This is a genomic window from Streptomyces sp. NPDC004610 (genome assembly GCF_040609715.1).
In the GTDB taxonomy this organism is placed as follows: domain Bacteria; phylum Actinomycetota; class Actinomycetes; order Streptomycetales; family Streptomycetaceae; genus Streptomyces.
In genome coordinates this window covers 113,874-138,090 of sequence record NZ_JBEXLA010000011.1, presented here as the reverse complement: position 1 = coordinate 138,090, position 24,217 = coordinate 113,874, and the positions used below count along the sequence as shown (strand labels likewise).

At 73.7% G+C, this 24,217-nt stretch carries 21 protein-coding genes; 12 read left to right on the top strand and 9 right to left on the bottom strand.

All coding sequences use genetic code 11. The features are described from left to right. Positions 1 to 647 precede the first annotated feature (647 nt). The 4 genes from ABZX40_RS14865 to ABZX40_RS14850 all read left to right on the top strand — a co-directional run bounded on the left by ABZX40_RS14865 (position 648) and on the right by ABZX40_RS14850 (position 4,095). Positions 648 to 1,139, top strand: a complete 492-nt coding sequence (locus ABZX40_RS14865; protein WP_355738102.1) for a MarR family transcriptional regulator — start codon at positions 648 to 650, stop codon at positions 1,137 to 1,139. 118 nt (positions 1,140 to 1,257) lie between these two features. Then, the gene (locus ABZX40_RS14860) at positions 1,258 to 1,389 is read left to right on the top strand and encodes a hypothetical protein (protein ID WP_355738100.1); all 132 of its coding nucleotides are present in this window, start codon (positions 1,258 to 1,260) and stop codon (positions 1,387 to 1,389) included. Positions 1,390 to 1,391: 2 nt separating this feature from the next. Next, a complete protein-coding gene (locus ABZX40_RS14855; protein ID WP_355738097.1) occupies positions 1,392 to 1,976 on the top strand; it encodes a hydrolase in 585 nt (194 codons plus the stop codon). Positions 1,977 to 2,175: 199 nt separating this feature from the next. Further along, positions 2,176 to 4,095, top strand: coding sequence for a glycosyltransferase family 2 protein (locus ABZX40_RS14850; protein ID WP_355738096.1), 1,920 nt, complete (start codon positions 2,176 to 2,178; stop codon positions 4,093 to 4,095). A 343-nt stretch (positions 4,096 to 4,438) separates the two neighbouring features. On the opposite strand, the gene ABZX40_RS14845 is transcribed toward ABZX40_RS14850, so the two are convergent. The 5 genes from ABZX40_RS14845 to ABZX40_RS14825 form a co-directional block, all read right to left on the bottom strand. Continuing rightward, entirely contained in the window at positions 4,439 to 5,242 is an 804-nt protein-coding gene (locus ABZX40_RS14845) for a class I SAM-dependent methyltransferase (protein ID WP_355738093.1), read from the bottom strand. Further along, positions 5,239 to 5,400: a hypothetical protein gene (locus tag ABZX40_RS14840; RefSeq protein WP_355738091.1), complete on the bottom strand. Its 162-nt coding sequence runs from the start codon at positions 5,398 to 5,400 to the stop codon at positions 5,239 to 5,241. Before ABZX40_RS14840 ends, ABZX40_RS14845 begins: the two co-directional genes overlap by 4 nt. After that, positions 5,397 to 6,365 carry a dTDP-glucose 4,6-dehydratase gene (rfbB, locus tag ABZX40_RS14835; RefSeq protein ID WP_355738088.1) on the bottom strand — a complete coding sequence of 323 codons (969 nt, stop codon included), beginning with the start codon at positions 6,363 to 6,365 and terminating at the stop codon, positions 5,397 to 5,399. Before rfbB ends, ABZX40_RS14840 begins: the two co-directional genes overlap by 4 nt. Positions 6,366 to 6,503: 138 nt before the next feature. Beyond that, on the bottom strand, positions 6,504 to 6,788 hold the full coding sequence (locus ABZX40_RS14830) for a hypothetical protein (protein WP_355738086.1): 285 nt from the start codon (positions 6,786 to 6,788) through the stop codon (positions 6,504 to 6,506). A 172-nt stretch (positions 6,789 to 6,960) separates the two neighbouring features. Beyond that, on the bottom strand, positions 6,961 to 9,330 hold the full coding sequence (locus tag ABZX40_RS14825) for a SpoIIE family protein phosphatase (protein WP_355738083.1): 2,370 nt from the start codon (positions 9,328 to 9,330) through the stop codon (positions 6,961 to 6,963). 304 nt (positions 9,331 to 9,634) lie between these two features. Here ABZX40_RS14825 and ABZX40_RS14820 point away from each other — a divergent pair, with 304 nt between their 5' ends. Further along, entirely contained in the window at positions 9,635 to 11,770 is a 2,136-nt protein-coding gene (locus ABZX40_RS14820; RefSeq protein ID WP_355738080.1) for a SpoIIE family protein phosphatase, read from the top strand. 311 nt (positions 11,771 to 12,081) lie between these two features. Here the strand turns inward: ABZX40_RS14820 and ABZX40_RS14815 are convergent, their stop codons facing one another. Further along, positions 12,082 to 13,362, bottom strand: coding sequence for a S1 family peptidase (locus ABZX40_RS14815; protein WP_355738078.1), 1,281 nt, complete (start codon positions 13,360 to 13,362; stop codon positions 12,082 to 12,084). A gap of 127 nt (positions 13,363 to 13,489) precedes the next feature. Here ABZX40_RS14815 and ABZX40_RS14810 point away from each other — a divergent pair, with 127 nt between their 5' ends. The 5 genes from ABZX40_RS14810 to ABZX40_RS14790 all read left to right on the top strand — a co-directional run bounded on the left by ABZX40_RS14810 (position 13,490) and on the right by ABZX40_RS14790 (position 20,629). Continuing rightward, positions 13,490 to 13,903: a PaaI family thioesterase gene (locus ABZX40_RS14810; RefSeq protein WP_355738075.1), complete on the top strand. Its 414-nt coding sequence runs from the start codon at positions 13,490 to 13,492 to the stop codon at positions 13,901 to 13,903. Positions 13,904 to 14,452: 549 nt separating this feature from the next. Continuing rightward, on the top strand, positions 14,453 to 14,668 hold the full coding sequence (locus ABZX40_RS14805) for a type A2 lantipeptide (protein WP_355738072.1): 216 nt from the start codon (positions 14,453 to 14,455) through the stop codon (positions 14,666 to 14,668). A gap of 73 nt (positions 14,669 to 14,741) precedes the next feature. Further along, the gene (locus ABZX40_RS14800) at positions 14,742 to 15,548 is read left to right on the top strand and encodes an HlyD family efflux transporter periplasmic adaptor subunit (RefSeq protein WP_355738069.1); all 807 of its coding nucleotides are present in this window, start codon (positions 14,742 to 14,744) and stop codon (positions 15,546 to 15,548) included. A gap of 37 nt (positions 15,549 to 15,585) precedes the next feature. Beyond that, entirely contained in the window at positions 15,586 to 17,811 is a 2,226-nt protein-coding gene (locus ABZX40_RS14795) for an NHLP family bacteriocin export ABC transporter peptidase/permease/ATPase subunit (RefSeq protein WP_355738066.1), read from the top strand. Between the two features lies 1 nt (position 17,812). Beyond that, positions 17,813 to 20,629, top strand: coding sequence for an NHLP bacteriocin export ABC transporter permease/ATPase subunit (locus ABZX40_RS14790; protein WP_355738063.1), 2,817 nt, complete (start codon positions 17,813 to 17,815; stop codon positions 20,627 to 20,629). 66 nt (positions 20,630 to 20,695) lie between these two features. On the opposite strand, the gene ABZX40_RS14785 is transcribed toward ABZX40_RS14790, so the two are convergent. The 3 genes from ABZX40_RS14785 to ABZX40_RS14775 form a co-directional block, all read right to left on the bottom strand. Further along, positions 20,696 to 21,226 carry an SRPBCC family protein gene (locus ABZX40_RS14785; RefSeq protein WP_355738060.1) on the bottom strand — a complete coding sequence of 177 codons (531 nt, stop codon included), beginning with the start codon at positions 21,224 to 21,226 and terminating at the stop codon, positions 20,696 to 20,698. A gap of 6 nt (positions 21,227 to 21,232) precedes the next feature. After that, on the bottom strand, positions 21,233 to 21,643 hold the full coding sequence (locus tag ABZX40_RS14780; protein WP_355738058.1) for a metalloregulator ArsR/SmtB family transcription factor: 411 nt from the start codon (positions 21,641 to 21,643) through the stop codon (positions 21,233 to 21,235). Positions 21,644 to 21,853: 210 nt separating this feature from the next. Then, entirely contained in the window at positions 21,854 to 22,339 is a 486-nt protein-coding gene (locus ABZX40_RS14775) for a subtilase-type protease inhibitor (protein ID WP_355738056.1), read from the bottom strand. A gap of 317 nt (positions 22,340 to 22,656) precedes the next feature. On the opposite strand from ABZX40_RS14775, the gene ABZX40_RS14770 reads away from it, so the two are divergent. Together ABZX40_RS14770 and ABZX40_RS14765 are read left to right on the top strand one after the other, a co-directional pair. Then, positions 22,657 to 23,217 (top strand): hypothetical protein, encoded by a 561-nt coding sequence (locus ABZX40_RS14770; protein ID WP_355738053.1) that lies wholly within the window; start codon positions 22,657 to 22,659, stop codon positions 23,215 to 23,217. A 277-nt stretch (positions 23,218 to 23,494) separates the two neighbouring features. Next, on the top strand, positions 23,495 to 24,199 hold the full coding sequence (locus ABZX40_RS14765) for an alpha/beta hydrolase (RefSeq protein WP_355738050.1): 705 nt from the start codon (positions 23,495 to 23,497) through the stop codon (positions 24,197 to 24,199). Positions 24,200 to 24,217: the final 18 nt, after the last annotated feature.

The window sequence follows — 24,217 nt, the reverse complement described above, 5'->3', positions numbered from 1 at the left end:
GGGCACCTTCGAACACCGGGTCACCACCACGCAGTCCGCCGAACCCGGTGCGACCGAGAACCAGCTCGGCCCGCGACGGGGTCAGCCCCAGCGCGAGCAGCCTCAAGTACTCCGCCCGCGCGATCCGGCCCTTCTCCTCACTCGCGTCCGGGTCCCGGCCCGCGAGCGCCACGGCCAGTCGCGGGGCCCGGCGGACGGCCGTCCACATCGAGGCCCGCTCGCTGCCCAGTTACGCCGTTGTCGTTTGTCATTTGTCGTTCCATGCTCCATCGGCATGCCGCGAACCGCCGACTCCGCCGCCGCCATGGCGTCCACGCCGCCTGGACGACGCCGCCGGAGAAGGACCGCACCAGGGGCCCGCGCACGACCTGTTCCGTCCGGCTGCGCCGAACCATCACGCGACGTCCGGTGGGAAAGCGTGAGTCCCGCCGCAGAGAGACGATCGTTGTGGCGGCGCCTACGGTTCCTGGCGGGTGTCTGCGAGACAGTCTGCGCCGAGCGCGACCGCACGTGTCACATCCAGCAGGATCTTCCCCGGGCGTGCACCGCATGAGGCTTGCGCCACGGTGTCAGAGCTGCTGGTATCGCCAGGTAAAACTGTTCAGGTGCAACTGCGCAGTCCCGGCTGTTGAATTACCCTGACGGACATGGCCCTAGCCGCACCCCCACCCGGATCCCCACCCCAATCCCCTCCCCCCTCCCCGGCCCCCCTCTCCGACTCCGCCGCACGTGCCGCCCGTAAGCTGCGGCTCGTGCTGAACCGGCTGCGGCGCCGGAGCCGGGAGATCTCCGGGGGCGAGGATCTGAGCCCGTCCCAGGAGTCCGCGCTGGTGGTGATCGGCAAGCACGGCGCCGCGACGGCGAGCGCGCTGGCCGCGCTGGAGGGCGTACGGCCGCAGTCGATGGCGGCCACCCTCGGCGCGCTGGAGGCGCACGGGCTGATCCGGCGGCGGCCCGACCCGGACGACGGGCGCCGCCAGTTGGTGACACTCACGGACGCCGGGCACGACCGGGTCGAGGGGAACCGCGAGGCCCGCAAGGAGTGGCTTGCGCGGGCCTTCCAGGACCGGTGCACCGAGGCGGAGCGCCTCGCGGTGCTGGAGGCACTGACCGTGCTGGACCGGCTGACCCGGCCATGATCCCAATGTCCGCCCGTCCGTGCTCCCGCCTCTGTCCCCGTCCGTCCCCCGCCTGTCCCCTCGTCCGTCCCCTCATCGGCGGAGGCGGCCCGCACGCACCCCCTCCCTCATCGCCCCTGTGGCCTTCGACCGCCGGCTGATCGCCCCGATGCTGCTGGGCTCGGTGCTGCTTCTGCCGTGCACCACCGCCGCCGAACACTCGCTCGGTTCGCTCACCCCCATGTCCTCCCGCCCTCCCCGAAAGGTCTGACCATGACTCTGACGACTCTCGACCCCCGTACCGCCCTCGTGGTGGTCGATCTCCAGGCCGGGGTGGTGGCCATGCCCGTCCAGCCGTCGCCTGCGGCCGAGGTGGTGGCGCGGTCCGCCGCGCTCGCCGGGGCGTTTCGGGCGCGCGGGCTGCCGGTGGTGCTGGTCCGGGTGTCCTTCGCGCCGGACTTCGCGGACGCCGTGCCCGGCCGTACCGAGGCGGGCGGGGCGGGCGGTGCGCGGCCCGAGGGCTGGGACCGGATCGTGCCCGAACTGGGCGGCCACCCGGGGGACATCGTCGTCACCAAGCACAACTGGGGTGCCTTCCACGGCACCGATCTCGATGTGCAGCTGCGCCGCCGGGGCGTCACCCAGATCGTGCTGACCGGTATCTCCACCAGCATCGGGGTGGAGTCGACCGCGCGCGCCGCCCATGAGCACGGCTACCACGTCACCCTGGCCGTGGACGCGATGGGCGACCGGGTGGCCGAGGCGCACGACAACAGTGTCCGGCGGATCTTCCCGAGGCTCGGTGAGACCGGCACCACCGGTGAGGTGCTGGAGCTGCTCGCCAAGACCCATCCTTGACCGCCCCGGACCGCCCCGGACCGCCCCTGACCACCCCCGATCCGGCTCCGGCCCGGCTCCGACCCACCCCCGGCACCCACCCCCGGTACCCACCCCCGACACCCACCCACGGCCCCCGCACAGCGCACCGGGATAGCATCGGGCACCATTCGAATTTCTCTTGCGTGAACGGCGAAAGAACCCTGAGGGGGGCCTGACGTTGCCGGTGAAGGTCAGTGTCATTGTTCCGGTGTACAACCCCGGGCACTACATCGACGACTGCGTCGACTCGCTGCTGCGGCAGTCCCTGCCCCATGACGCCTACGAGGTCATCTTCGTCGACGACGGCTCCACGGACGCCACCCCGGCGAAGCTGGACGCGGTGGCCGCCGAGCACGACCGGGTGCGGGTCATCCACCAGGAGAACTCCGGCTGGTCCGGCAAGCCCCGCAACGTCGGGATCGCCGCCGCGCGGGGCGAGTTCGTCATGTTCGTCGACAACGACGACTACCTCGGCGACGAGGCCCTGGAGCGGATGTACGACTACGGGGTGGCCCATGGCGCCGATGTGGTGATCGGCAAGATGGCGGGCAAGGGACGCGGGGTACCGGTCGAGCTGTTCCGGGTCAACCGGCCCCGCGCGTCCGTGGAGAACGCCCCGCTGATCGACAGTCTCACCCCGCACAAGATGGTCCGCCGGGAGTTCCTGGAGCGGAGCGGGCTGCGCTTCCCGGAGGGCCGCCGACGGCTGGAGGACCATGTCTTCGTCGCCGAGGCGTTTCTGCGCGCGGCCAATGTCTCGGTGCTCAGTGACTATGTCTGCTACTACCACGTCCGCCGCGACGACTCCTCCAACGCCGGGTTCCAGCGGTTCGACCCCGCCGGGTACTTCGGGAATCTGTGCGAGGCGCTGGACGTGGTGGAGCGGTACACCGAGCCGGGCGCGGTGCGCGACCGGCTGTACCGGCGCTGGCTGCGCAACGAGATGGTGGAGCGGCTGCGCGGGCAGCGCTTCCTGTCGGCGCCGGAGGACTTCCGGCGGGATCTGTTCGCGCAGATCCACCGGGTGGTGGGCGAGCGGTTCGGGCCGGGCGTGTACGAGGGGCTCCAGCCGACCCAGCGGGTGGTGGCCGCGCTGGCGGCGGCGGGCCGCTACGACGAGGTGAAGGCGTTCGCCGAGTGGGAGTCGGGGGTGGCGCTCAAGGCGGTGCCGGAGGAGGTGAGCTGGGCGGACGGGACGCTGCGGGTGGGACTGAGCGCGGAGTTCACCGTGCACGGCGAGCCGCTGACGTTCCCGGCCGACGCCCCGGCGGAGCTGTCCGCCGAGCCGCCCCTCGATGTGGCGGCGGCGATCGACTGGGTCGGCGCGGACACCACCGCCCGCTTCGACCGGGCGACCCTGGAGGTGCTGCTGCGCGAACGGGCCAGCTCCGCCGTCCACTTCCAGCCGGTGGAGTTCACCCATGAGCGGGTGCCGGTCGGCGACGGCTCGCGGGTGCGGCTGGTCCTGCGCGGCACGGCCTCCCTCGACGGCGCCACCGGCGTGGACGGCGCCCCGCCGCCCGGCGGGCTGTGGGACCTGGACGCCCGGCTGAAGCTGGGCGGCTGGACCAAGAGCCGCCGGATCGGCCCGGCCCGGTCCGCGCACCGGACGCTGCCCCCGGCCGGGGTGGTCGCCGGACGTGTGGTGCTGCCGTACTGGACGCAGCCGCACGGCAATCTCTCGCTGGATGTCGACCGGGCCCGCAAGGGGCTCGCGCTGGACCGGTCGGTGCCGTCCTGCGCGGGACGGCGGCTGGAGGCGGGGCTGCCGCTGTATGTGCCGGCCCGCACCGATGTGATGCTGCGGCTGACGGCGGTGGGCTCGGACGCGACCCTGGACGTGCCGGGCACGCTCGCCCCGCGGACGCCGGGTGCGCTGCTGGAGGCGGAGCTGCCGGTGGAGTCCCTGGGGGGCCGGGAGTGGCGGCCGTCGCTGAATCTGGTGCCCAAGGCGGACGAGCCGCGGTTCCACGCGCTCCCGGTGCGGCTGCGGGCGGGCGCGGGCGGCGGTGTCGAGGTGGTGCGGGCGAGCCGACCGGGGCCGCTGGCCCGGCTGGCACGGCGGATCGGTCGGGTGCTGCGCGGCAGCGGACGGTGACGAGCGCCGCCGTTGGTGATCAGCGCGGGGCGGCGGCGACGAGGGACGGGCGGACGACAAACGGACGGGCGACGAACGGACGGACGACGGCAGCCGCCCCGATCCCGGTGACGAACCCGCCACCCTGCTCCTGGTGACGAACCAGCCACCCTGGTCCCAGTGACAGACCAGCCACCCCGATCCCGGTAACGGACCAGCCGCCCTGGTCCTGATGACGGACCAGCCGCCCGATCCCGGCAACAGACCAGCCACCCCGATCCCGGTCACAGACCAAGCGCGGCGGCCCGGAAAGGAACCCCCTTCCGGGCCGCCGCCCCTCCCCCCTACCGCGAGCGGCGCCAGGTCAGCGGTTGACCGCGTAGCCCTCCAGGGCGCGGCGCAGGGCCGGCCAGCCTCGGGTGCGGCCTGCGCCGATGTTGCGGGCGCGGGCCAGCGGGCCCCAGAAGCCAGCCGAGAGCAGATCCTCGGGGCGGACCGCGTGGACCCGGTCCAGAATGGCCTCCGGCACCTTCTGCGGGTCCGGGACGTCGAACTCGGCCATGATCTCGTCGTACGTGTCGCTGAGCGTGGTGTTGCCGGGGTCGGCGCCGAACACCACGAGTTGGCCGGTGGGTTCGGTGTCGACCAGGACGGTCACCAGGTCGGGGCGGTGCCGGTTGAGGATCTCCACCAGCTTGTAGACATCGCCGGTCCAGGCGCTGGTGTGCCGGTCGCGGGCGGCCTCGTCGATGCTGCGCGGCAGCATGTCGTCGAAGACGATGACGCTCGCCCAGTCGGAGTGCTTCTCGATGTTGATGAAGTCACGCAGCGCATACTCGAAGAGGTGCATGCCGTCGATGAACGACAGATCGAGCGTGGTGCGCCGCCAGTGGCCGATCGGGCTGCGGCCCCGGGCGAGATTGCGCAGCGGGTGCCGGCCGCCCTTGAGGTGGGCGAGGGGGTTGTCGCGGGCGAAGAAGTCGTCGCTGGTCGCCTTCACCAGATGGACATCGCACCGGATCTCGCTGACCACCTTGAACGCCGGGTCGATCGCGATGCTCGGCACCCGGGACAGGGTGAGGCTGCGGCCGTCGTTGACGCCGATCTCCAGGTAGTTGCGGTTGGCGGCGGCCTTGTGCAGGCCGCGCAGGAACTCATGGCGTTTCACGCAGGTGACTCCTCGCGGATCAGGGGCAGTGCTTCATACCGGGGGTGGTTCTCGGGTGACGGCCGGTGCGGGCGGGCCGGGCTCATGTGGCTGAGGTGGCTCAGGTAGCTCATCTGCCGCATCTGGCTCATCTGGCTCATCTGGCTCATCTGAGTCATGTGGGCACCACACGCTGCTTGAGCGCGCGCCACCAGGCGCGGTGGGTGCGGTACCAGGCGACGGTGGTGGCGATGCCGGACTCGAAGTCGTGCAGCGGGAAGTAGCCGAGTTCGGCGCGGGCCTTGGTCCAGTTCACGCTGTGGCGCAGATCGTGGCCCTTGCGGTCGCTGACGAACTCCACCATGTCCCAGCCGACGCCGCAGACGTCGAGGATGACGGAGGTGAGTTCCTTGTTGGTCAGTTCGGTACCGCCGCCGATGTTGTAGATCTCGCCGGGGCGGCCCTTGGTGCGGACCAGTTCGATGCCGTGGCAGTGGTCCTCGACGTGCAGCCAGTCGTGGACGGTGAGTCCGTCGCCGTACAGCGGGACCTTCTTGCCCTCCAGGAGGTTGGTGATGAACAGCGGGATCACCTTCTCCGGGAACTGGTGGGGTCCGTAGTTGTGGGAGCAGCGGGTGACCCGTACGTCCATGCCGTGGGAGTGGTGGTAGGCCAGGGCGAGCAGGTCGGAGGAGGCCTTGGAGGCGGAGTAGGGGGAGCTGGGCCGCAGCGGGTGCTCCTCGGGCCAGGACCCGGTCTTGATCGATCCGTACACCTCGTCGGTGGAGACCTGGACGAAGGTCTCGACGCCGTGCCGCACGGCGGCGTCCAGCAGTGTCTGGGTGCCCAGCACATTGGTGCGGACGAACTCGCTGCCGCCGTCCGCCGACCGGTCCGCGTGGGACTCCGCGGCGAAGTGGACCACCTGCCGGGCGCGGGCCATCGCCCGGTCGACGGCGGCCGGGTCGCAGATGTCGCCGTGGACGAACTCCAGCCGGGGGTGGCTCTCCGGCAGGTTGTCCCGGGTGCCGGCGTAGGTGAGCCGGTCGAGCACCGTGACCCGCGGTCCGCCGGGCCTGGCCAGCAGCCCGCGGACATACGTGGAGCCGATGAACCCGGCGGCGCCGGTGACGAGGAGGTTCATGTAGGGATCTGCACCTTGGTCATGTCTGGGACTGCGGGGGGCGCGACCGGCTCGGACCGGGCGCGGTGGGGGATTGCAGGTGGTGCGTCGGGTACGGGTACGGATACGGGTACGGATACGGGTACGGGAACCGCGGGGTCAGGGGAGGATCCGCACCGTGCTGTGGTCGTCGGCCACGACCCGGCCTATGGTCCCGGGGGCCGCGTCCGCCCCGCCGCCGGTCCCGGCCCCGGGGACCGCGTCCGTGTCGCCCTCGATCCGCCGCTCGACGGCACCCGCCCCGGTGATCCCGGCTCCGGCGGGTGACTGCGGGCCGTGGAGCGGCACGGTCCGGTGGGCGGCCGGGACGCGGTGCCCGGCCGGGGTGTGGATGATCGTCCGGAGGCGTGTTGCGGCGCCGCCGGCCAGCACAAGTGCCTTCATCTGGCACACCATAGCCAAGGAACGGCCGGAATGGAGGTGCTCCGTTGTGGTTCCGTATCACTCCATTCCGACTGCTGTTTCCCGAGGCGTCATCTGGGGAAAACGCGCGCCGCGCGGGACGGTTGGGGCGTGCGCCGGCGCGGACGACTTCTGACGCCGAGTAGTTGAGTGATCACGGCACGTCGATGGGGAGTTCGCTCCAGACCTGTTTGCCGCCGCTGACGGGGACCGTGCCCCAGGTGCCCGAGAGGGCCTCCACCAGGAGCAGTCCGCGTCCGCCGGTGGCCTCCCAGCCGATGCTGGTGGGTTTGACGGGGCTGCGCGGGGAGGAGTCGGCGACCGCGACCCGCAGCCGGGCGCCGACCAGGGTGAGATCCAGGCGGACCTGTCCGCCGGTGTGCACCAGCGCGTTGGTGACCAGTTCCGACACCACGAGCAGCGCGGAGTCGCAGGGGTCGGTGACGCCCCAGGCGCGCAGGGTGCGGCGGGTGAAGCGGCGGGCGTGGCGGACCGCCTCCGGGACCCGCCACACCGTCCAGCTCTCCCGTCTCGGGCGCACCGCGAGGCCGTCGTAGCGCATCAGCAGCAGGGCGATGTCGTCGCCCCGGTGGGCGCCGACCAGCAGGGTGTCGGCGACCAGGCCGAGGTGGGCGGGGTCGGCGCCGGACAGATCCCGGGCGAGGCGGTCCATGCCCTCGTCGATGTCGTGCCCGGCGACCTCCACCAGACCGTCGGTGACCAGGGCGATCAGGGTGCCGGGGCGCAGCCGCAGCTCGGTCATCGGGAACTCGGCCCCGGCGAGCACCCCGAGCGGCGGCCCGCCCTCCGCCCCGGCGATCTCGGTGGTCCCGTCGGGGTGGCGCAGCACCGGCGGGAGGTGTCCGGCGCGGACGCACCAGGCGGAGCCCTCCTCGGTGTCGACATCGACATAGGCGCAGGTGGCGAAGAGGTCGGTCTCCATCTCCAGCAGCAGCCGGTTGGCGTGGGAGACCACCACGTCCGGGGGGTGGCCCTCGGCGGCGTAGGCGCGCAGCGCGGTCCGCATCTGCCCCATCAGGGTCGCGGCGGCGGCGCTGTGCCCCTGGACGTCGCCGATGACCAGGGCGACATGGTGGTCGGGGAGCGGGATCACGTCGTACCAGTCGCCGCCCAGTTCCAGACCGGCCGTGGCGGGCAGATAGCGGGCGACGGCGGTGGCGCCGGGGAGGCGGGGCAGGCGGCGGGGCAGCAGCTGGCGCTGGAGCATGCCGACGAGTTCATGCTCGGCGTCGAAGGCGTGGGCGCGCATCAGGGCCTGTCCGGCGAGTCCGGCGGAGGCGGTGAGCAGGGCGCGTTCGTCGGGGCCGAAGTCGTGCGGGTCGTCCCAGCCGATCAGACAGGCCCCGGCCATCCTGGTCCCGGCGGGCAGCGGCAGTACGGCGAGACCGCCGGGGCCGACCTCGGCGAGGGCCGGTTCCAGGGCCGCTCCGGCGGGCCATATCCGGGCGCGGCCCTCGCGCAGCGCGGCGGCGAGGGTGGGCATCGCCCGGACCGGGGCCTCGGGCCACTCGGTGCGCCACTCCAGCCGCCACAGCTCGGGCCAGGACTCGGGCTCGGGCGGGTCGAGGACGGTGACGACGAGCCGGTCCCCCTCCAGTTCGGCCAGGGCGATCCGGTCGGCGCGCAGCGGCCCGCGCAGCGCGGCGACGACGGCGTGGCTGACGTCCCGGACGGTTCCGGCGGCGGCCAGCGCGGCGGCGAGACGCTGGACGCGGGCCACGTCGGTGGCGTCGGAGCGTCCGCTGGTGGCGTCGGTGACGGTGCCGACGAGCCGGGCGCCGCGGCCCTCGGCGGCGGGCAGCGGACGGCCGCGCAGCCGCAGCCAGCGCGGTGGCCCGGCGGGGCGGAGCACCCGGAAGTCGAGTTCGCGTTCGCCGACGGGCCGGTGGCCGGCCTCGACCACGGACATCAGGGACGGCACGTCCTCGGGGACGGTCAGGCCGAGCAGGGTCTCGACCCGGCCGTCGAAGTCCTGCGGGCCGAGCCCGAAGAGGTCGAGCAGTTCCCGGCCCGCGTCGATACGGCCGGTGTCCGTGGCGAGCACGAAACCGCCGGGCGGCAGCTCCGCCGGGGCGGGCGGGCGCTCGGGCACGGCGGGGGTGACGGCGTCGGCGATCAGCTCCAGACAGGCCCGGTCCTCGGCGCCGAAGCCGCCCGGGGCCTCGGTGACGGCGAGCAGCCGGTCGCCGTCGCGGGCGGGGAGCACGGCGAGGCGGTGCGCGGCGGAGCCGGGCACGGGGGGCCGGTCGGCGGCGTAGCTGTCCGGCAGTCCGTAGAGGCTGCGCGGGGCTCCGGCGGAGTCGGTCAGGCGCAGGTGTCCGGTGTCGCCGGAGGGGGTGTAGACGGCCGCGAAGGCGGCGGGGGTGAAGGCGAGGACCTGCTCCAGGACCCGGTGGCGCCGCTCGGCGGAGTCCGGCTCGGCGGCGAGCGCCTGGAGGGCCGCCCCGGCACGCGCGACCCGCGTCCCACGTCCCGTAGCGCCCTCTTCGACCACGTCCGTCATTACAGCGCGTATGCGACGGTGGCGCAGCCCCCGTGCAGCAGCCGGTGCGGTCGGCCGACGGACCCACCGGAATCCATCAGAATTCATAGGAACTCATCGCAACCCATCGCAACCATCGACTCTCGCCAAGAATTGGTGAGAATAGGATAAAAGCACGCCAAAAACTAGGTATGACGGCCTGCTCCCGGCCGGGTGGGACCGCGCTCGTCCGCGTCCCCCACCGCTCGCCGTGCGCCCGGCGCCGGGCCGGGAGAGAGTGTGTTGCCTGAAGGCCGTCCCGAGGCCGGTCGAGGAGGTGGTCGGCATGTCCGACGGGCAGCCCTCCGGGCGGCCGAGGGGCCCGGCCGGACGACCGCTGCTGTCCCTCGCCCTGATCGAGATGATGGAGGGCGTGCACGCGCACTCCGGCGCGGTGTATCTGCTCGCGCACGACGAGCCGGTGCTGGAGATCGCGGTGATGGCGGGGCTGCCGCGGACCTTCGCGGCGCCCTGGGAGCGGGTGGGGCTCAGCGCCCCGATCCCGGTCGCCGACGCGGCGCGGGAACGGCGGCTGGTGTGGGTGGGCGGCGAGGAGGAGATGGCGAGCCGCTATCCCCGGGTCGCGGTGGTGCTGCCGTACCCCTTCGCGGTGGCCGCGCTGCCGCTGGCCACGGACACCGCGGTGTACGGGGCGGTCTTCGTGACCTGGCCCGGCTCGCACCCCCAGGAACTGGCCGACCGGGAGCGGGAGCGGCTGACGACGGCCTGCCGGGCGCTCGCGCAGCGCCTGGAACAGCTGGCGCACGAGAGCCGCCCGCTGCCCCGGGAGCCGGATCTGCCGGGTGCCCGGCCGCCCGGCGACGGGGCCGGGACCCCGGGGCCGGTCGAGGCGGTACGGATGGCGGGGCGGCTGCCGTACGGGCTGTGCTCGCTGGATCTGCACGGCCGGATCGGGTTCGCCAACCCTGCGGCGGCCGAGCTGATCGGGGTCCCGGTGAGCGCCCTGCTGGGCACCCAGCTGTGGGCGGCGGTGCCCTGGCTCAACGACCCGGTGTACGAGGACCGCTACCGGGCGGCGCTGATCAGCCAGCGCATCACCTCGTTCGTGGCGCTGCGCCCACCCGGCGACTGGCTGTCGTTCCGGCTCTACCCGGGCCGCAGCGGGCTGAGCGTCCGGATCAGCCGGGCCCGCGCGGTGGCCGAGACGGTACGCTCCGGGCCGGGCGGCGGGGACGGGACCCAGTCCCGGCTGGTGACCATCTCGACGGTGCTCAGCCTGGCGAGCGCGCTGACCCGGGCGGCCAGCGTCAAGGACATCGTCCAGCTCGTCGCGGACGAGGTGGCGCCGGCCGTGGGCGGTCAGGGCGTCGCCCTGCTCACCTCGCGCGGCGGGCGGCTGCATGTCCTGGGCCACCGCGGCTACCCGGACACCCATGCCGTCGAGCGCTTCGACGGCACCCCGATGTCCGAACCGACCCCGGGCGTCCAGGCCCTGACCAGCGCGGTCCCGGCGTTCTTCGCGTCCCGGGAGGAACTGGAGCGGCTGTACCCGGCGCGGCACACCACCCCGGACGGCTTCTCGGCCTGGGCCTATCTCCCGCTGATCGCCTCCGGCCGCCAGGTCGGCACCTGTGTGCTGGCCTACGCCGCGCGGCACGCGTTCTCCACCGACGAGCGGGCCGTGCTGAGCAGCCTCGGCGGACTGATCGCGCTCGCCCTGGAGCGGGCCCTGCTCTACGACGCCAAGCACCAGCTCGCGCACGGTCTCCAGGCCGCGCTGCTGCCCAGCTCGCTGCCGCCGCTGCCCGGCGTCGACGCGGCGGCCCGCTATCTGCCGGGCACCCGCGGCATGGACATCGGCGGCGACTTCTACGACCTCGTCCCGGCCACCGGCACGGCCGCCGCCGCCGCGGTGATCGGTGACGTCCAGGGACACAATGTGACCGCGGCCGGGCTGATGGGGCAGATCCGGACCGCCGTCCGCGCCTACACGACCGTCGGGCAGCCGCCGCACGAGGTGATGCGCAGCACCAACCGGCTGCTGATCGAGCTGGGTTCGGATCTCTTCGCGAGCTGTCTGTATCTGCGGCTGGACCCGGCGCGCGGCCGGGCCGTGATGGCGCGGGCCGGTCATCCGCCGCCGCTGCTGCGACGGCCGGACGGCCAGGTGCGGGTGCTGGATCTGGCGGGCGGTCCCCTGCTCGGCATCGACGGGGCGGCGGCCTATCCGACGACGGAGGTCGAACTGACGCCGGGTTCGGTGCTGGTGCTCTACACCGACGGGCTGATCGAGTCCCCCGGCATCGACATCGAGGACGCCCTCGCCGAGCTGAGCGAGCGGCTCTGCCGGGCGGGCCATCTGCCGCCGGACGAACTGGCGGAGGAGCTGATGCGGCGGGGCTCGGCGCAGGGGGAACGGCCGGACGACGTGGCCCTGCTGGTACTGCGCGCCACGGGCTGACGGGCGGGCTGGCGGGGGACAGTGGTCGCGGTCCTCGCGCGGGCTGGCGGGCTGGCGGGCTGGCGGGCTGGCGGGCTGACGGGGGACGGTCGTCGCAGTCCTCGCGCGGGCTGGCGAGCTGGCGGGGGACGGTCGTCGCGGTCCTCGCGCGAGCTGGCGGGCTGGCGGGCTGGCGGGGGACGGTCGTCGCGGTCCTCGCGCGGGCTGGCGGGCTGACGGGGGACGGTCGTCGCGGTCCTCGCGCGAGCGGCCCGGCCCTCTCGTGGGGGCCGGGCCGACTCACCGCCACCGACCGCGGGCGGGGGGTGCGGTCAGTGGGTCCTGGTCAGGGCGGAGCCGTCGGACTGACGCCCGCCCTGCTGCTGTTGCCCGGCGCCGTAGCCGGGGGCGTCGCCGCCGAGGCCGGGGGCGTCGCCGCCGGTCCCGGAACCGTCGTCACCGGCGCCCGGAACATCCCCGCCGGTCCCGGAGTCGCCGCCGTCCCCCGCGCCCAGCGTCGCGCCCACCGCCGCCAGGGCCGTGGTCACCGGCTGGAAGAAGGTCTCGCCGCCGATGGTGCAGTCGCCGCTGCCGCCGGAGGTGAGGCCGAGGGCCAGGCCGTCCTGGGTGAACAGGGAGCCGCCGCTGTCGCCGGGCTCGGCGCACACATCGGTCTGGATGAGCCCGGTGACCGTGCCCTCCGGATAGTTGACGGTGGCGTCGAGGCCGAGGACCTGGCCGTCGGAGAGCCCGGTGGTGGAGCCCATCCGGAAGACCTGCTGGCCGACCGTCGCCTCGGCGGCGGCGCTGATCGGCACGGTCTGGTCACCGAGGTTCACCTCGCTGGGGGCGACCGTGGCCGGGTCGTCGTAGCGGACCAGGGCGAAGTCACCGGCGCCGGGGAAGACGGCCTGGTCGACGGTGCCGATGGGGGCGCCGCCCTGGGCGTCGGACCACTGCTCGACGGCGACGCCGCAGTGCCCGGCGGTGAGGAAGGCGGGGGCGCCGTCGCCCGCGGTGACATTGAAACCGGCCGAACAGCGGGACCCGCCGCCGAAGATGGCGTCGCCGCCGGAGAGGAACGTCTTGAAGGTGCCGGACGACTTCTTCAGGGTGGCCATGCCGTCGCCGAGTCGCCGCACGGCCGACTCCAGGGTGTCCCAGTCGCCGCCGGTGACGGTGGAGTCGGCGGTGACCAGGATCTTGTTGGTGCGCGGGTCGACGGCCCAGGAGGTGCCGGGGATGGTCGCCTCGCTGGTCAGGGTCCGCGCGGCCGAGGTGAGTTCGGCGGTGCTGTTGTCGACCTGCCGTACGGCGGCCCCGGCGCTCTCGGCCCGGACGACGAGCTGGTTGTCGTCGCCCACGACATTGACGACGAGCTGCTGGTTGTCGGCGTCGTAGTAGGAGCCGGCGAAGGCGTCCCCCAGCGAGCCGGCGAGCCGGGAGGCGAGGTCCGAGGCGTCGCCCGCCTTGAGCGTGCGGGGCGCGGCCGGCTGCGACGCGCCGTCCTGGGACGCGTTGGCGTTCGGCAGGAGAACGGCCGCCGCCCCCAGCGCGGCGACACCGCCCACCGCTATGGCGGCCTTGCGCTTCGGGATTCGCTGGTGACTCAACCTACTCGACCTCCTGGGGACGGGCTCCGCCTCCGTGCGGGGGCGGTTGGGGGCGCCTGACTGGCCACTGGTACGCGCGGGGCGGGCGGGGCGTTCAATCCCGTCGCGCGGCGGGAACGATCCGCGCATGACGCTGACGCCCGAGCAGGCCGACCGCATCCTCGCCGACAACCTGGCCCCCTGGGTCCGTGAACTCGGCCTGACCGTGGAGGCGGTGGACGGGGACCGGGCCGTGCTGCGGCTGCCGTGGTCCGGGCGGCTGGCGCGGGAGGGCGGTGCGCTGTCCGGGCAGGCCCTGATGGCCGCCGCCGACACCGCCACGGTGATCGCGGTGGCGGCGGCGCGGGGCGGCTACGGGCCGATGACGACCGTGCAGCAGTCGACGTCGTTCCAGCGGGCGGTGGTGGGCGCGGATGTGCTGATCGAGGCGGTGGTGACCAAGCTGGGCCGCCGTACGGCGTTCGCCGACATCACCCTGACGGAGGCGGGGTCGGGGGAACTGGCGGCCCGCGCGAGCACGGTGTACGCGCTGCTCGGCTGACCGCCCCTTCTCGCGGCGGCGCGTTCCGGATGGGTCCACTCGGCCGACCCGTTCCGGACCCTCCGGGCAGACCCACCCCGCCGACACGTTCCGCAGGCGTCCGCGCACGCACCGCCGAATTCCCCCGCCCGAATCCTCCATTCGGTGAATCTGCACATCCGATACTCATCGAGGGCACCGGATTCCGCGGTTCTGCACATGCGTGAGCCCCCCTCCCCACCCACTGATTCCGGCATTCCGGATTCGCCGCCGCGCCGGTGACGGTGGCGCCGCGGATATGCGTCGGCCGGTGTGAAGAAGTCGCCACCATGTGGTGCGCGCCCGTGCAGGGCCGGTCACCCGCTGGCCTCAAGTCGCCTGGTGGGGGCGGTGGTTGAGTGGCTGGGCGGACGCGGGGCGTGCTTTGATCCATCGCATCGCGGGGGCCGGAAGGTGCTCCGGAAAGGGCGCCGGGCCCCTCGCGGTGGCGGCCCTCCGTCTGTCCCCAGAGGAGGCCGCTCTCCCCCCATGTGAAATATCCGTACGCACCATGCGAAGGGAAGTTCCCCCATGACCTCCACCCCCCAGGTCGAGACCGCCGAGATCTCCGACGCCGAGCTGGACCAGGTCTCCGGCGGCCTCTCGGTCAACGCCGTCAGCACCGTCACCGGCGCGGTGGACGGCATCGCCCCGCTGTCCGGTGCGGTCGACACGGTCGTCGGCACGGTCGAGGGTGTCACCGGTCTGAGCACCACCCCGGTCACCAACCTGGTCGCCGGTCTCTGATCCGGCCCGTTGTGCCGTCGGGTCCCGGAGCCGTAGCCCGGCTCCGGGGCCCTGCGGCCATGGACGTCCCCCCATGAAGTTCCGTCAGCAGGCCCTCACCAAGCTCCGGTCCCCCGAGGAACTCGACCTCCCGGTCCGGCTCGCCCGTCCCCAGGGCCGGGCGGCACTCGCCGTGACGGTGGCCGCGCTGGCCGCCGCGTCCGTGTGGGCGCTGACCGGCACGGTCACCTCCACCGTCAGCGCGCCCGCGATCCTCACCCACGGCGGCGGCAGTTACGTCCTCCAGAGCCCCGTGGCCGGGCAGGTGACCGCCGTCCTCGCCAAGGAGGGCGAGCAGCTTCCCGCCGGGTCCCCCGTCCTCACCGTCCGCACCGCCGACGGTGAGCGCGAGGTCCGGGCGGTCGCCGCCGGGCGGCTCACCACGCTGGCCGCGACCGTCGGCCAGATCATCACCACCGGCGCCGACGTGGCCGCCGTCGAGAGGACGGCCCGCGCGGACGGCCCGCTGTACGCCACGGTGTACGTGCCCGCCGACAGCGCCGCCGCCATCCCCGCCGACGCGCCCGTCGACCTCACCGTGCAGACCGTGCCGAGCCAGGAGTACGGGGTGCTGCGCGGCCATGTGGCGTCGGTGGACCGCTCCCCGCAGTCCGCGCAGCGCATCGGTGCGTTCCTCGGGGACAGCGCGCTCGGCGAGCAGTTCACCGCGGACGGCCGTCCGGTCGCGGTGACCGTCCGGCTGGACGCCTCCGCCGCCACCGAGAGCGGCTACCGCTGGTCGTCCGCCGACGGACCGCCGTACCGGCTGACGTCCATGACCCTGGCCACCGGTACCGTCCGGCTGGCCGGTCAGCGGCCCGTCGACTGGCTGCTGCCATGAACCCCACCACCCCCTGCGCGAGCCCGGAGCCCCCGCCGTGACCACCGACCAGAGCACCCGGGGCAGGCGCCGGGCCGCCCCGCCGCCCCGCCGCACGGCCCCCGGGAAGAGCCGCGCCCGTGCCGTGCGTACGCCGACCGTGCTCCAGATGGAGGCCGTCGAGTGCGGCGCGGCCTGTCTCGCGATGGTGCTCGGCCACTACGGCCGCCATGTCCCGCTGGAGGAGCTGCGCATCGCGTGCGGGGTCTCCCGGGACGGCTCGCGGGCCGGGAATCTCCTCAAGGCGGCCCGCGGCTTCGGGCTCACCGCCAAGGGCATGCAGATGGACCTGGCCGCGCTCGCCGGGGTGCGGGCCCCGGCGGTGCTGTTCTGGGAGTTCAACCACTATGTCGTCTACGACGGCACGGGCCGCCGCCTCGGCCGCCGGGGCGTGTACGTCAACGACCCCGGCAAGGGCCGCCGGTTCGTGCCGATGGAGGACTTCGACGGCAGCTTCACCGGGATCGTCCTGACGATGGAGCCGGGCGACGGCTTCACCCGGGGCGGGCGCAGGCCGGGGGTGTGGGGCGCGATGCCCGCCCGGCTGCGCGGCACCGCCGGGACGCTGCCCGCGGCGGTGCTGGCCAGTCTGCTGCTGGTGCTGGTGGGCGCGGCGGTCCCGGCGCTGAGCCGGACCTACATCGACATGTTCCTGATCGGCGGGCAGACCTCGCTGCTGGGGGTGCTGTTCGCGGCGATGGGCGGGTGTGTGCTGCTGACGGCGGTGCTGACCTGGCTCCAGCAGGCGAATCTGCTGCACGGCCGGATCATCTCCTCCACCCTGTCCAGCGCCCGGTTCCTGCGGCATCTGCTGCGGCTGCCGGTCACCTTCCACGCCCAGCGCGGCCCGGCCGATCTGGTGCAGCGGCTCCAGTCGAACGACGCGGTCGCCGAGACCCTGGCCCGCGATCTGGCGGCGGCGGGCGTGGACGCGGTGGTCGTGGTGCTGTACGCCCTGCTCCTCTACTCCTACGATCCGCAACTCACCTTCGTCGGGGTGGGGGTGGCGCTGATGAACCTGGTGGCGATGCGGGTGGTGATCCGGCTGCGCGCGACCCGGACGGCCAAGCTGCGGGCGGACGCGGCACGGCTGACCGACACGGCGTACAGCGGGCTCCAGCTGATCGAGACGATGAAGGCGACCGGCGGGGAGGACGGCTACTTCCGCACCTGGGCCGGGCAGCACGCGACGACCCTGGAGGAGCAGCAGCGGCTGGGGGTGCCGAGTGCCTGGCTCGGGGTGGTGGCGCCGACGCTGGCGATGCTGAACAGCGCGCTGATCCTGTGGATCGGCGGGATGCGGGCGGTCGAGGGGCAGCTGTCGATCGGGCTGCTGGTGGCGTTCCAGGCGCTGGTGACCCGGTTCACGGCGCCGCTGACCCGGCTGAACGGGGTCGCGGGGCGGATCCAGGACTTCGCGGCGGACGTGGCCCGGCTCAAGGACGTGGAGAACTTCCGCGCCGACCCGCCGCACACCCTTACCGGCGCCGGGTCGGCCCGGCGGCTGCACGGCCATGTGGAGCTGGTGAACGTGTCCTTCGGCTACAGCCCGCTGGACGCGCCGCTGCTGACCGGGTTCGATCTGACGGTCGGTCCGGGACGGCAGGTGGCGCTGGTGGGCGGCTCGGGCAGCGGCAAGTCGACGGTGTCCCGGCTGATCGCGGGCCTGTACGCGCCCTGGGACGGGGTGATCCGGATCGACGGGCGGCGGCTCGCGGACATCCCGCGCGGGGCGCTGGCGGCGTCGGTGTCCTTCGTCGACCAGGAGGTGTTCCTGTTCGAGGGGTCGGTGCGGGACAACGTGGCGCTGTGGGACCCGTCGGTGCCGGACGAGGCGGTGGTGGCGGCGCTCAAGGACGCGGAGCTGTACGAGGTGGTGCTGCGGCGGCCGGGCGGGATCCGCAGCCGGGTGGAGCAGGACGGGCGGAACTTCTCCGGCGGGCAGCGGCAGCGGCTGGAGATCGCGCGGGCGCTGGTGCGCCGCCCCAGCGTCCTGGTGCTGGACGAGGTGACCAGCGCGCTGGACGCGGAGACCGAGCGGGCGGTGATGGACAATCTGCGCCGCCGGGGCTGTGCCTGTGTGCTCATCGCGCACCGGCTGAGCACCGTCCGCGACAGCGACGAGATCGTGGTCCTGGACCAGGGCGCGGTGGTGGAACGCGGTCGGCACGACGACCTGATGGCACTCGGCGGCGCGTACGCGGCCCTGGTCGGGGAGCGCTGAGATGCCCGAGGCGGGCGAGGGCGACCTCGTGCGGGACGCGCTGGGCGGTCTCGGCACCCGGCTGGAGTGCGCCGGGCTCGGGCGGCTGGACCTGGGCGGGCCGCAGACGCTGTGGCTGGTGGCGGCGGGGACGCTGGACCTGTTCGCGGTGGACGCGGCCGGGCAGGGCCACTGGCACCATCTGGGCCGGCTGTCGGCGGGGTCGCTGCTGCTGGGCCCGGTGACCGGCCCCCAGCACACCCTGGTCGCCCGTCCGTCCCGCGACTGCGTGATGCACCGGATCGCCCTGCGCGAGCTGTACGGGCCCACCCCCACCGAGACATGGGCGTACGACGCCCAGGGCGTCCCGCAGTACGTGCCACCGGCGACGAGTCCGCTGGAGTACGCGCTCGCCCTCGGGGTGGGCCGGGGACTGGCGGTGCTGTTCCAGGCGACGACGGCCCCGGACGGCCGGGCGGAGGTCGGCGACGACGAGGTCTTCTGGATGCGGGTCCCGCCGGGCAGCGTCCAGTACGGGTCGGCGCACGGGGCGGAGGCCGCCGCCGATCTGCTGATGGACCCGGCGCTGTGGCAGAGCCTGGTCGACCAGCAGTACCGGCTGCTGACCGCCCTGGACCGCTGGATCGAGCAGCTGGAACGCACCCATGAGACCCGGACGGCCGCCGGGATCAGGGCCGGTGAAGCGGTGCGCGCCGAGGCGGACCGGACGCTGCTGGCCGCGATCGGCCCGCGCGCGGGGCGCCGGGCGACGGCCGCCGACGCGGACGCCACCCACGCCGTGTGCAAGCTGGTCGCGGGTGCGGCGGGGATCGTGCTGGCGGAGCCCGAGCGGGGCGGTACCGGGAGCGAGCGGCTGGACCCGGTGGAGCGGATCGCGCGCGCCGCCCGGGTGCGGACCCGGGCGGTCCGGCTGGCCGGGCGCTGGTGGCGGGAGGACGTGGGTCCGCTGGTGGGGCACCGGGCGCTGTCCGGGGCGCCGGTGGCTCTGCTGTGGCGGCGCGGCGGTTATGCGGCGGTGCATCCGGCGAGCGGGCGGGAGACCCCGGTCGGCAAGGGCAACGCGGCGGAGTTCGAGCCGCGCGCGGTGATGTTCTACCGTCCGCTGCCGGACCGGCCCCTCGGCCCGCTCGGGCTGCTGCGGTTCGTCCTGCGCGGCACCCGCCGCGATGGGGCGGCGCTGGTGCTGACCGCTCTGGTGACGGTGGCGATCGGGGCGCTGGTGCCGATCGCGACGGGCCGGGTGCTGGGCGAGTTCGTACCGGCGGCGCGCACGGACCTGATCACCCGGGTCTGTGTGGCGGTGATGGTGTCGAGTGTGGTCGCGGCGGCGTTCCTGCTGCTCCAGAACATGACGATCCTGCGGCTGGAGGGCCGGATCGAGGCGACCCTCCAGCCCGCGGTGTGGGACCGGCTGCTGCGGCTGCCGACCGCCTTCTTCACGGGCCGCTCCACCGGCGAACTGGCCTCCGCCGCGATGGGGGTGAGCGCGATCCGGCGGCTGCTGGCGGGCGTCGGCCCGGTGGTCGCGCAGTCGGTGACGGTGGCGGTGATGAACCTGGGGCTGCTGCTCTGGTTCAGTGTGCCGATGGCGCTGGCGGCGCTGGGCGTGCTGGTGCTGATCGCGGGGGTGTTCCTGGGGCTCGGCCTGTGGCAGGTGCGCTGGCAGCGGCGGCTGGTGGTGCTCACCAACCGACTCAACAACCAGGCGTTCCAGACCCTGCGCGGACTGCCGAAACTCCGGGTCGCGGCGGCCGAGAACTACGCCTACGCGGCCTGGGCGGGCGAGTTCGCGCGCGGCCGGGAGCTCCAGCGGCGGGTGGGCCGGATCAGGAATCTGACGGCGGTCCTCGGCGCGGTCCATCTCCCGCTGTGCTCCCTGCTGATGTTCATGCTGCTGGCGGGCCCGGCGCGGGGCAGCATGTCGGCGGCCGACTTCCTCGCCTTCCTCACCTCGGTCACGATGCTCCTCACCTCGGTCACCCAGCTCACCGGCGCGTTCGTCTCCCTGGTGGGCGCCCTGCCGCTGTACGAGGAACTCAAGCCGGTGCTCACGGCGGTGCCCGAGGTCCCCCGCACCGGCACGAGCCCCGGCCCGCTGACCGGCGCGATCGAGGCACGCGGGCTGTCCTTCCGCTACTCCGACGACGGCCCGCTCGTCCTGGACGACCTGTCCTTCAGCGTCCGGCCGGGCGAGTTCGTGGCGGTGGTCGGCCCCAGCGGCTGCGGCAAGTCGACCCTGCTGCGCCTGCTGATCGGCTTCGAACGCCCCCTGTCGGGCAGCGTCCTGTACGACGGCCAGGACCTGGCGGCGCTGGACCGGTCGGCGGTCCGCCGTCAGTGCGGGGTGGTCCTCCAGCACGCCCAGCCGTTCTCCGGCTCGATCCTGGACGTCATCTGCGGCACCGAGCCGTACACGCCCGAGGAGGCGATGGCGGCGGCCGAGCTGGCGGGCCTCGCGGACGACATCCGGCGGATGCCGATGGGCCTGCACACCGTCGTCGCGGGCAACGGGGCGGTCTCCGGCGGCCAGCGGCAGCGCCTGATGATCGCCCAGGCCCTGATCCGCCGCCCCAGGATCCTCTTCTTCGACGAGGCGACCAGCGCCCTGGACAACGGGACCCAGCGCCGGGTCATCGAGAGCACCAAGGCCCTGGACGCCACCCGGATCGTGATCGCCCACCGGCTGTCGACGGTCCTGGACGCGGACCGGGTGATCGTCATGGAGAACGGCACGATCGCCCAGGAGGGGCCGCCCGCGGCCCTGCTCGCGGACACCGGGGGGCGGCTGCACGAGCTGGTGCGACGGCAGTTGGCGTGACCGCTGGTGTCCTGCGGGAACCGGCGTGAGCGGGCCGTCGCGGCGCGGGGCCGGGGTCCGTCCGGGTCAGGAGCCGGTGCCGGGGATCGCGGCGCCGGACGGGAAACCGGCGGCCACATAGCCGTCGTAGAAGCCCTGCCAGGGGGCGGTGGGTCCGGCGTGCGGGCCCTCGAAGGGGGTGCCCTCGGCCCTGGCGTCCAGGGCGGAGAGGCAGACCTCCCAACCGGCTCCGTTGCGGGCGGCGGTGTCCTCGGCGACCAGCACATTGGTGAGGGTGAAGCGGGTGCGTCCGTCGTCCAGGGGTTCCAGGTCGAAGTGGAGTTCGTCGCCGCCCCACTCGAAGGAGAGATGGCGGGGTGGGTCCACGGCGATGATCCGGCCGGGGTGGTCCGCCATGCCCGGGTCGCCGGGGAAGGCGACGACGCCGCCGGGCCGCAGCTCCATCTCGGCGCGGGCGGGGAACCATCCGGCGAGTTCGGCGGGGTCGGTGACGAAGTGCCAGACACGGTCGACGGGGTGGGCGTAGGTACGGCTGAAGCGGATCGCCGGGCGGCCGTCGTCGAGGGTGAGGAAGGTGCCGGTGAGGTCGGCGGTCATGGGGGATCAGTCCTTCGGGGCGGTAGGTGATTCGGTGCGGTCCGACGGACGGGGGCGCGCTCCGTGCGGCTGGTCCGGGCCGTCGACCGGGCCCGCCTGGTCCGCCGGGTCCGCCGCGTCGAGGCGGTGGCCGAGGGCGTCCAGGCTGCGGTTCCAGAGGCTGCGGTAGGGCGTGAGCCAGGCGTCGAGGGCGGCGATGGGCGCGGGGTCGAGGGCGTAGACCCGGCGCTGCGCGTCCTGCCGTACCCGTACGAGGCCCGCCTCGCGCAGCACCTTCAGGTGCTTGGAGGTGCCGGGCTGGCTCAGCCCGGTGCGTTCCACCAGCTCACCGACGGACCTCGGCCGCTCCAGGAGCAGCGCGACGATGGTCCGCCGATGGGGATCGGCGAGGGCGGTCCAGAGCGAGTCGTCGGACATGGCTTCAATATGCCTCACCGGTTATATGCCAGTCAAGGCATACGAGGATGACCCCTGCGAGAGGCCATCGGGGTTGGCGGGCGGCCCCACTCCGCCCACCGACCCCCTGTGCGGGATCCCGGCGACCCCGTGACAGGCACCCGCTCTCCCCACTCACGGGCCGCCCGCTGCGCTCACGGGAACCGGCGATCCCGGTCCTTGGGCGGCGGCCTAGAAGGAGAAGACCCCGGCGCCGTGGGCGCGCATCATGCAGTCATTGGGGAAGGTGCGCTCATAGCCGACCCGCTTGCCCTGCCAGACACCGGAGACGGTGACCACGACCGGCCGGTAGTCCCGGGTGCACATCACGGCGGCGTCGGCGGTGAGGGTGTCGAAGTCGCCGCCGACCCGGGTCAGTTCGGCGCAGGCGGCTTGAGGCGCCGGGTGGGTGCCACCGGGGGCGGGGGCACAACTGAGGGTGACGGCCCGGTCGGGTGCGGTCGCGGTGGCGGCCTCGCCGCGGGCGACGGTGAGCACCAGGGCGGTGGGGGCGTAGAGCGACGAGGGGGCGGCGGCGGGGGTGGTGACCGGGGTGGCGGCGGGGGTGGTGACCGGGGTGACGGCGGGGGTGGCGAGGGCGGCTCCGGTGAACGGACCACTGACGGCGGCCGTGACGGTGAGGCCGACGGTCGCTGCCCAGCGCGCGGTGTTCCGCATTGTGTGCATCCTTCCGCTTGAGGGAACGGGGGCCACTGCCCGGTGGGGCGAGCGGCGAGCGCGAGTCTGCCGAGTCCGGCCCGGAAACTCATCTCGACCCCATCGATTTCAGTAACCTTGCGTATTGAATCAGTGGCGTGAAGTGACGGAATGCGCGCCACACCGCCGCGATTCCCCAAGGTTCTTGATCGCCGGAGTTGGCCGGATGGTCGTTTCGTCCCGGCTCGTTAATCGGCCTGAAACATTCCGATTCCGCTCTCGGCGGACCGGCCCCACCCGCGCTTGCCTTCCCGAAATTCCGGAGTAATCGTCATTACATGATTACTTCTGAGCAGACAGAGAAGGTACGCGGCTGGTTCGCGGGCCGGCTGCCGGAGGATCTCTTCGAGGAGCTGGCCGAGGTCACGGTCGACCGTGAGGAGATCACCGTCATCGGGCGGATTCCCCGGCCCCGGCTGACCGAGGACGTGTCGGACACCGAGCGGGAGGCGGCGGTGCAGGGCCGGGTCCAGGAGTTCCGGGAGCGGACCCGGGAGACCCGGATGGGGATCGCCCGCGAGGCCGAGCACCGGTTCGGCCGCAAGGTGTCCTGGGGTGTGCTGTGCGGACCGGAACGCGCGCTGTTCACCCATGTCGCCGCGCCCGTGATGACCCGGCTGCGGCAGCCGGAGCGGCGGGTGCTGGACACACTGGTCGCGTCCGGGGTCGCCCGCAGCCGCAGCGAGGCGCTCGCCTGGTGCGTCCGGCTGGTGCGGCGCCACGAGGACGACTGGCTGACGGAACTGCGCGCGTCCCTGGAGCAGGTGCAGCGGGTCAGGGCGCAGGGGCCGGATGGCGGGGCGCGTGGAGGGAGCGGGCCGGACGGCGGGGTGTCGTGAGGGGAGGGGGCTGGACGCCGGGGTGTCGTGAGGGGAGGGGGGCCGGACGCCGGGGCGTTGTAAAGGGAGCGGGTCGGACGCCAGGGCGTTGTGGGGGGGGAGGCGGCCGGACGCCAGAACGGCTCGGCGCGCGAGGGTGGCCTGAGGCGGGCGGGCGGGCGCGCGGGCCCGCCCAGGCTGCTCCCGGGCTCCACGAGGCGGGTGAGGCGGGCGGGCGCAACGGGAGTCGCGCGGCGGCGCACCGGTGATTGTCAGTGCCGCCGTCTACGTTGGCGGCATGACGAACTATGTACTGGTGGCGGGCGCGTGGCTGGGCGCCTGGGCCTGGGACGAGGTCGCCGAGGACCTTTGGGCGGCGGGCCATGAGGTGCGCGCCCTCACCCTCTCCGGCCTCGCGGAGCGTTCGGGCGTCCCGGCGGGGCAGCGGACGCACGTCGAGGACATCGTCAGCGAGGTCGAGCGCGCTGATCTGCGGGATGTGGTGCTGGTCGGCCACAGTTACTCCGGTGTCCCGGTCGGCCAGGCGGCGGAGCGGATCGGCGAGCGGCTGCGGCGGGTGGTGTTCGTGGACGCCAATGTGCCGGTGGACGGCGAGTCGTTCCTCGACGCCTGGCCGAGCGAGCAGGTGGTGCGGTCGATCGAGGAGAACGACGGCTTCTGGCCGCCGCCCGGCGCCGACCGCTACGCGGGCGAGGATCTGACGGAGGAGCAGATCGCCCGCCTGGTGGCGCACGGCACCCCGCATCCCGGCGCGACGCTCACCGAACCGGCGGTCCTCGCCCGCCCGCTGGGCGACCTCCCGGCGACCTATGTGGAATGCCTGCGGGAGGGCGACGCCCCCTCGCCCTGGCTGGCGGAGCTGCTCCGCGGCGAGCGCTGGGAGTGGGTGAGACTGGCGACGGGCCACTGGCCGATGCTGTCCAGACCGGCGGAGCTGGCCGGAGTGCTGGCGGAGGCCGGGAGAGGCACGCCCTCCGCCTGAGGGCGATTGCGGCCCAGG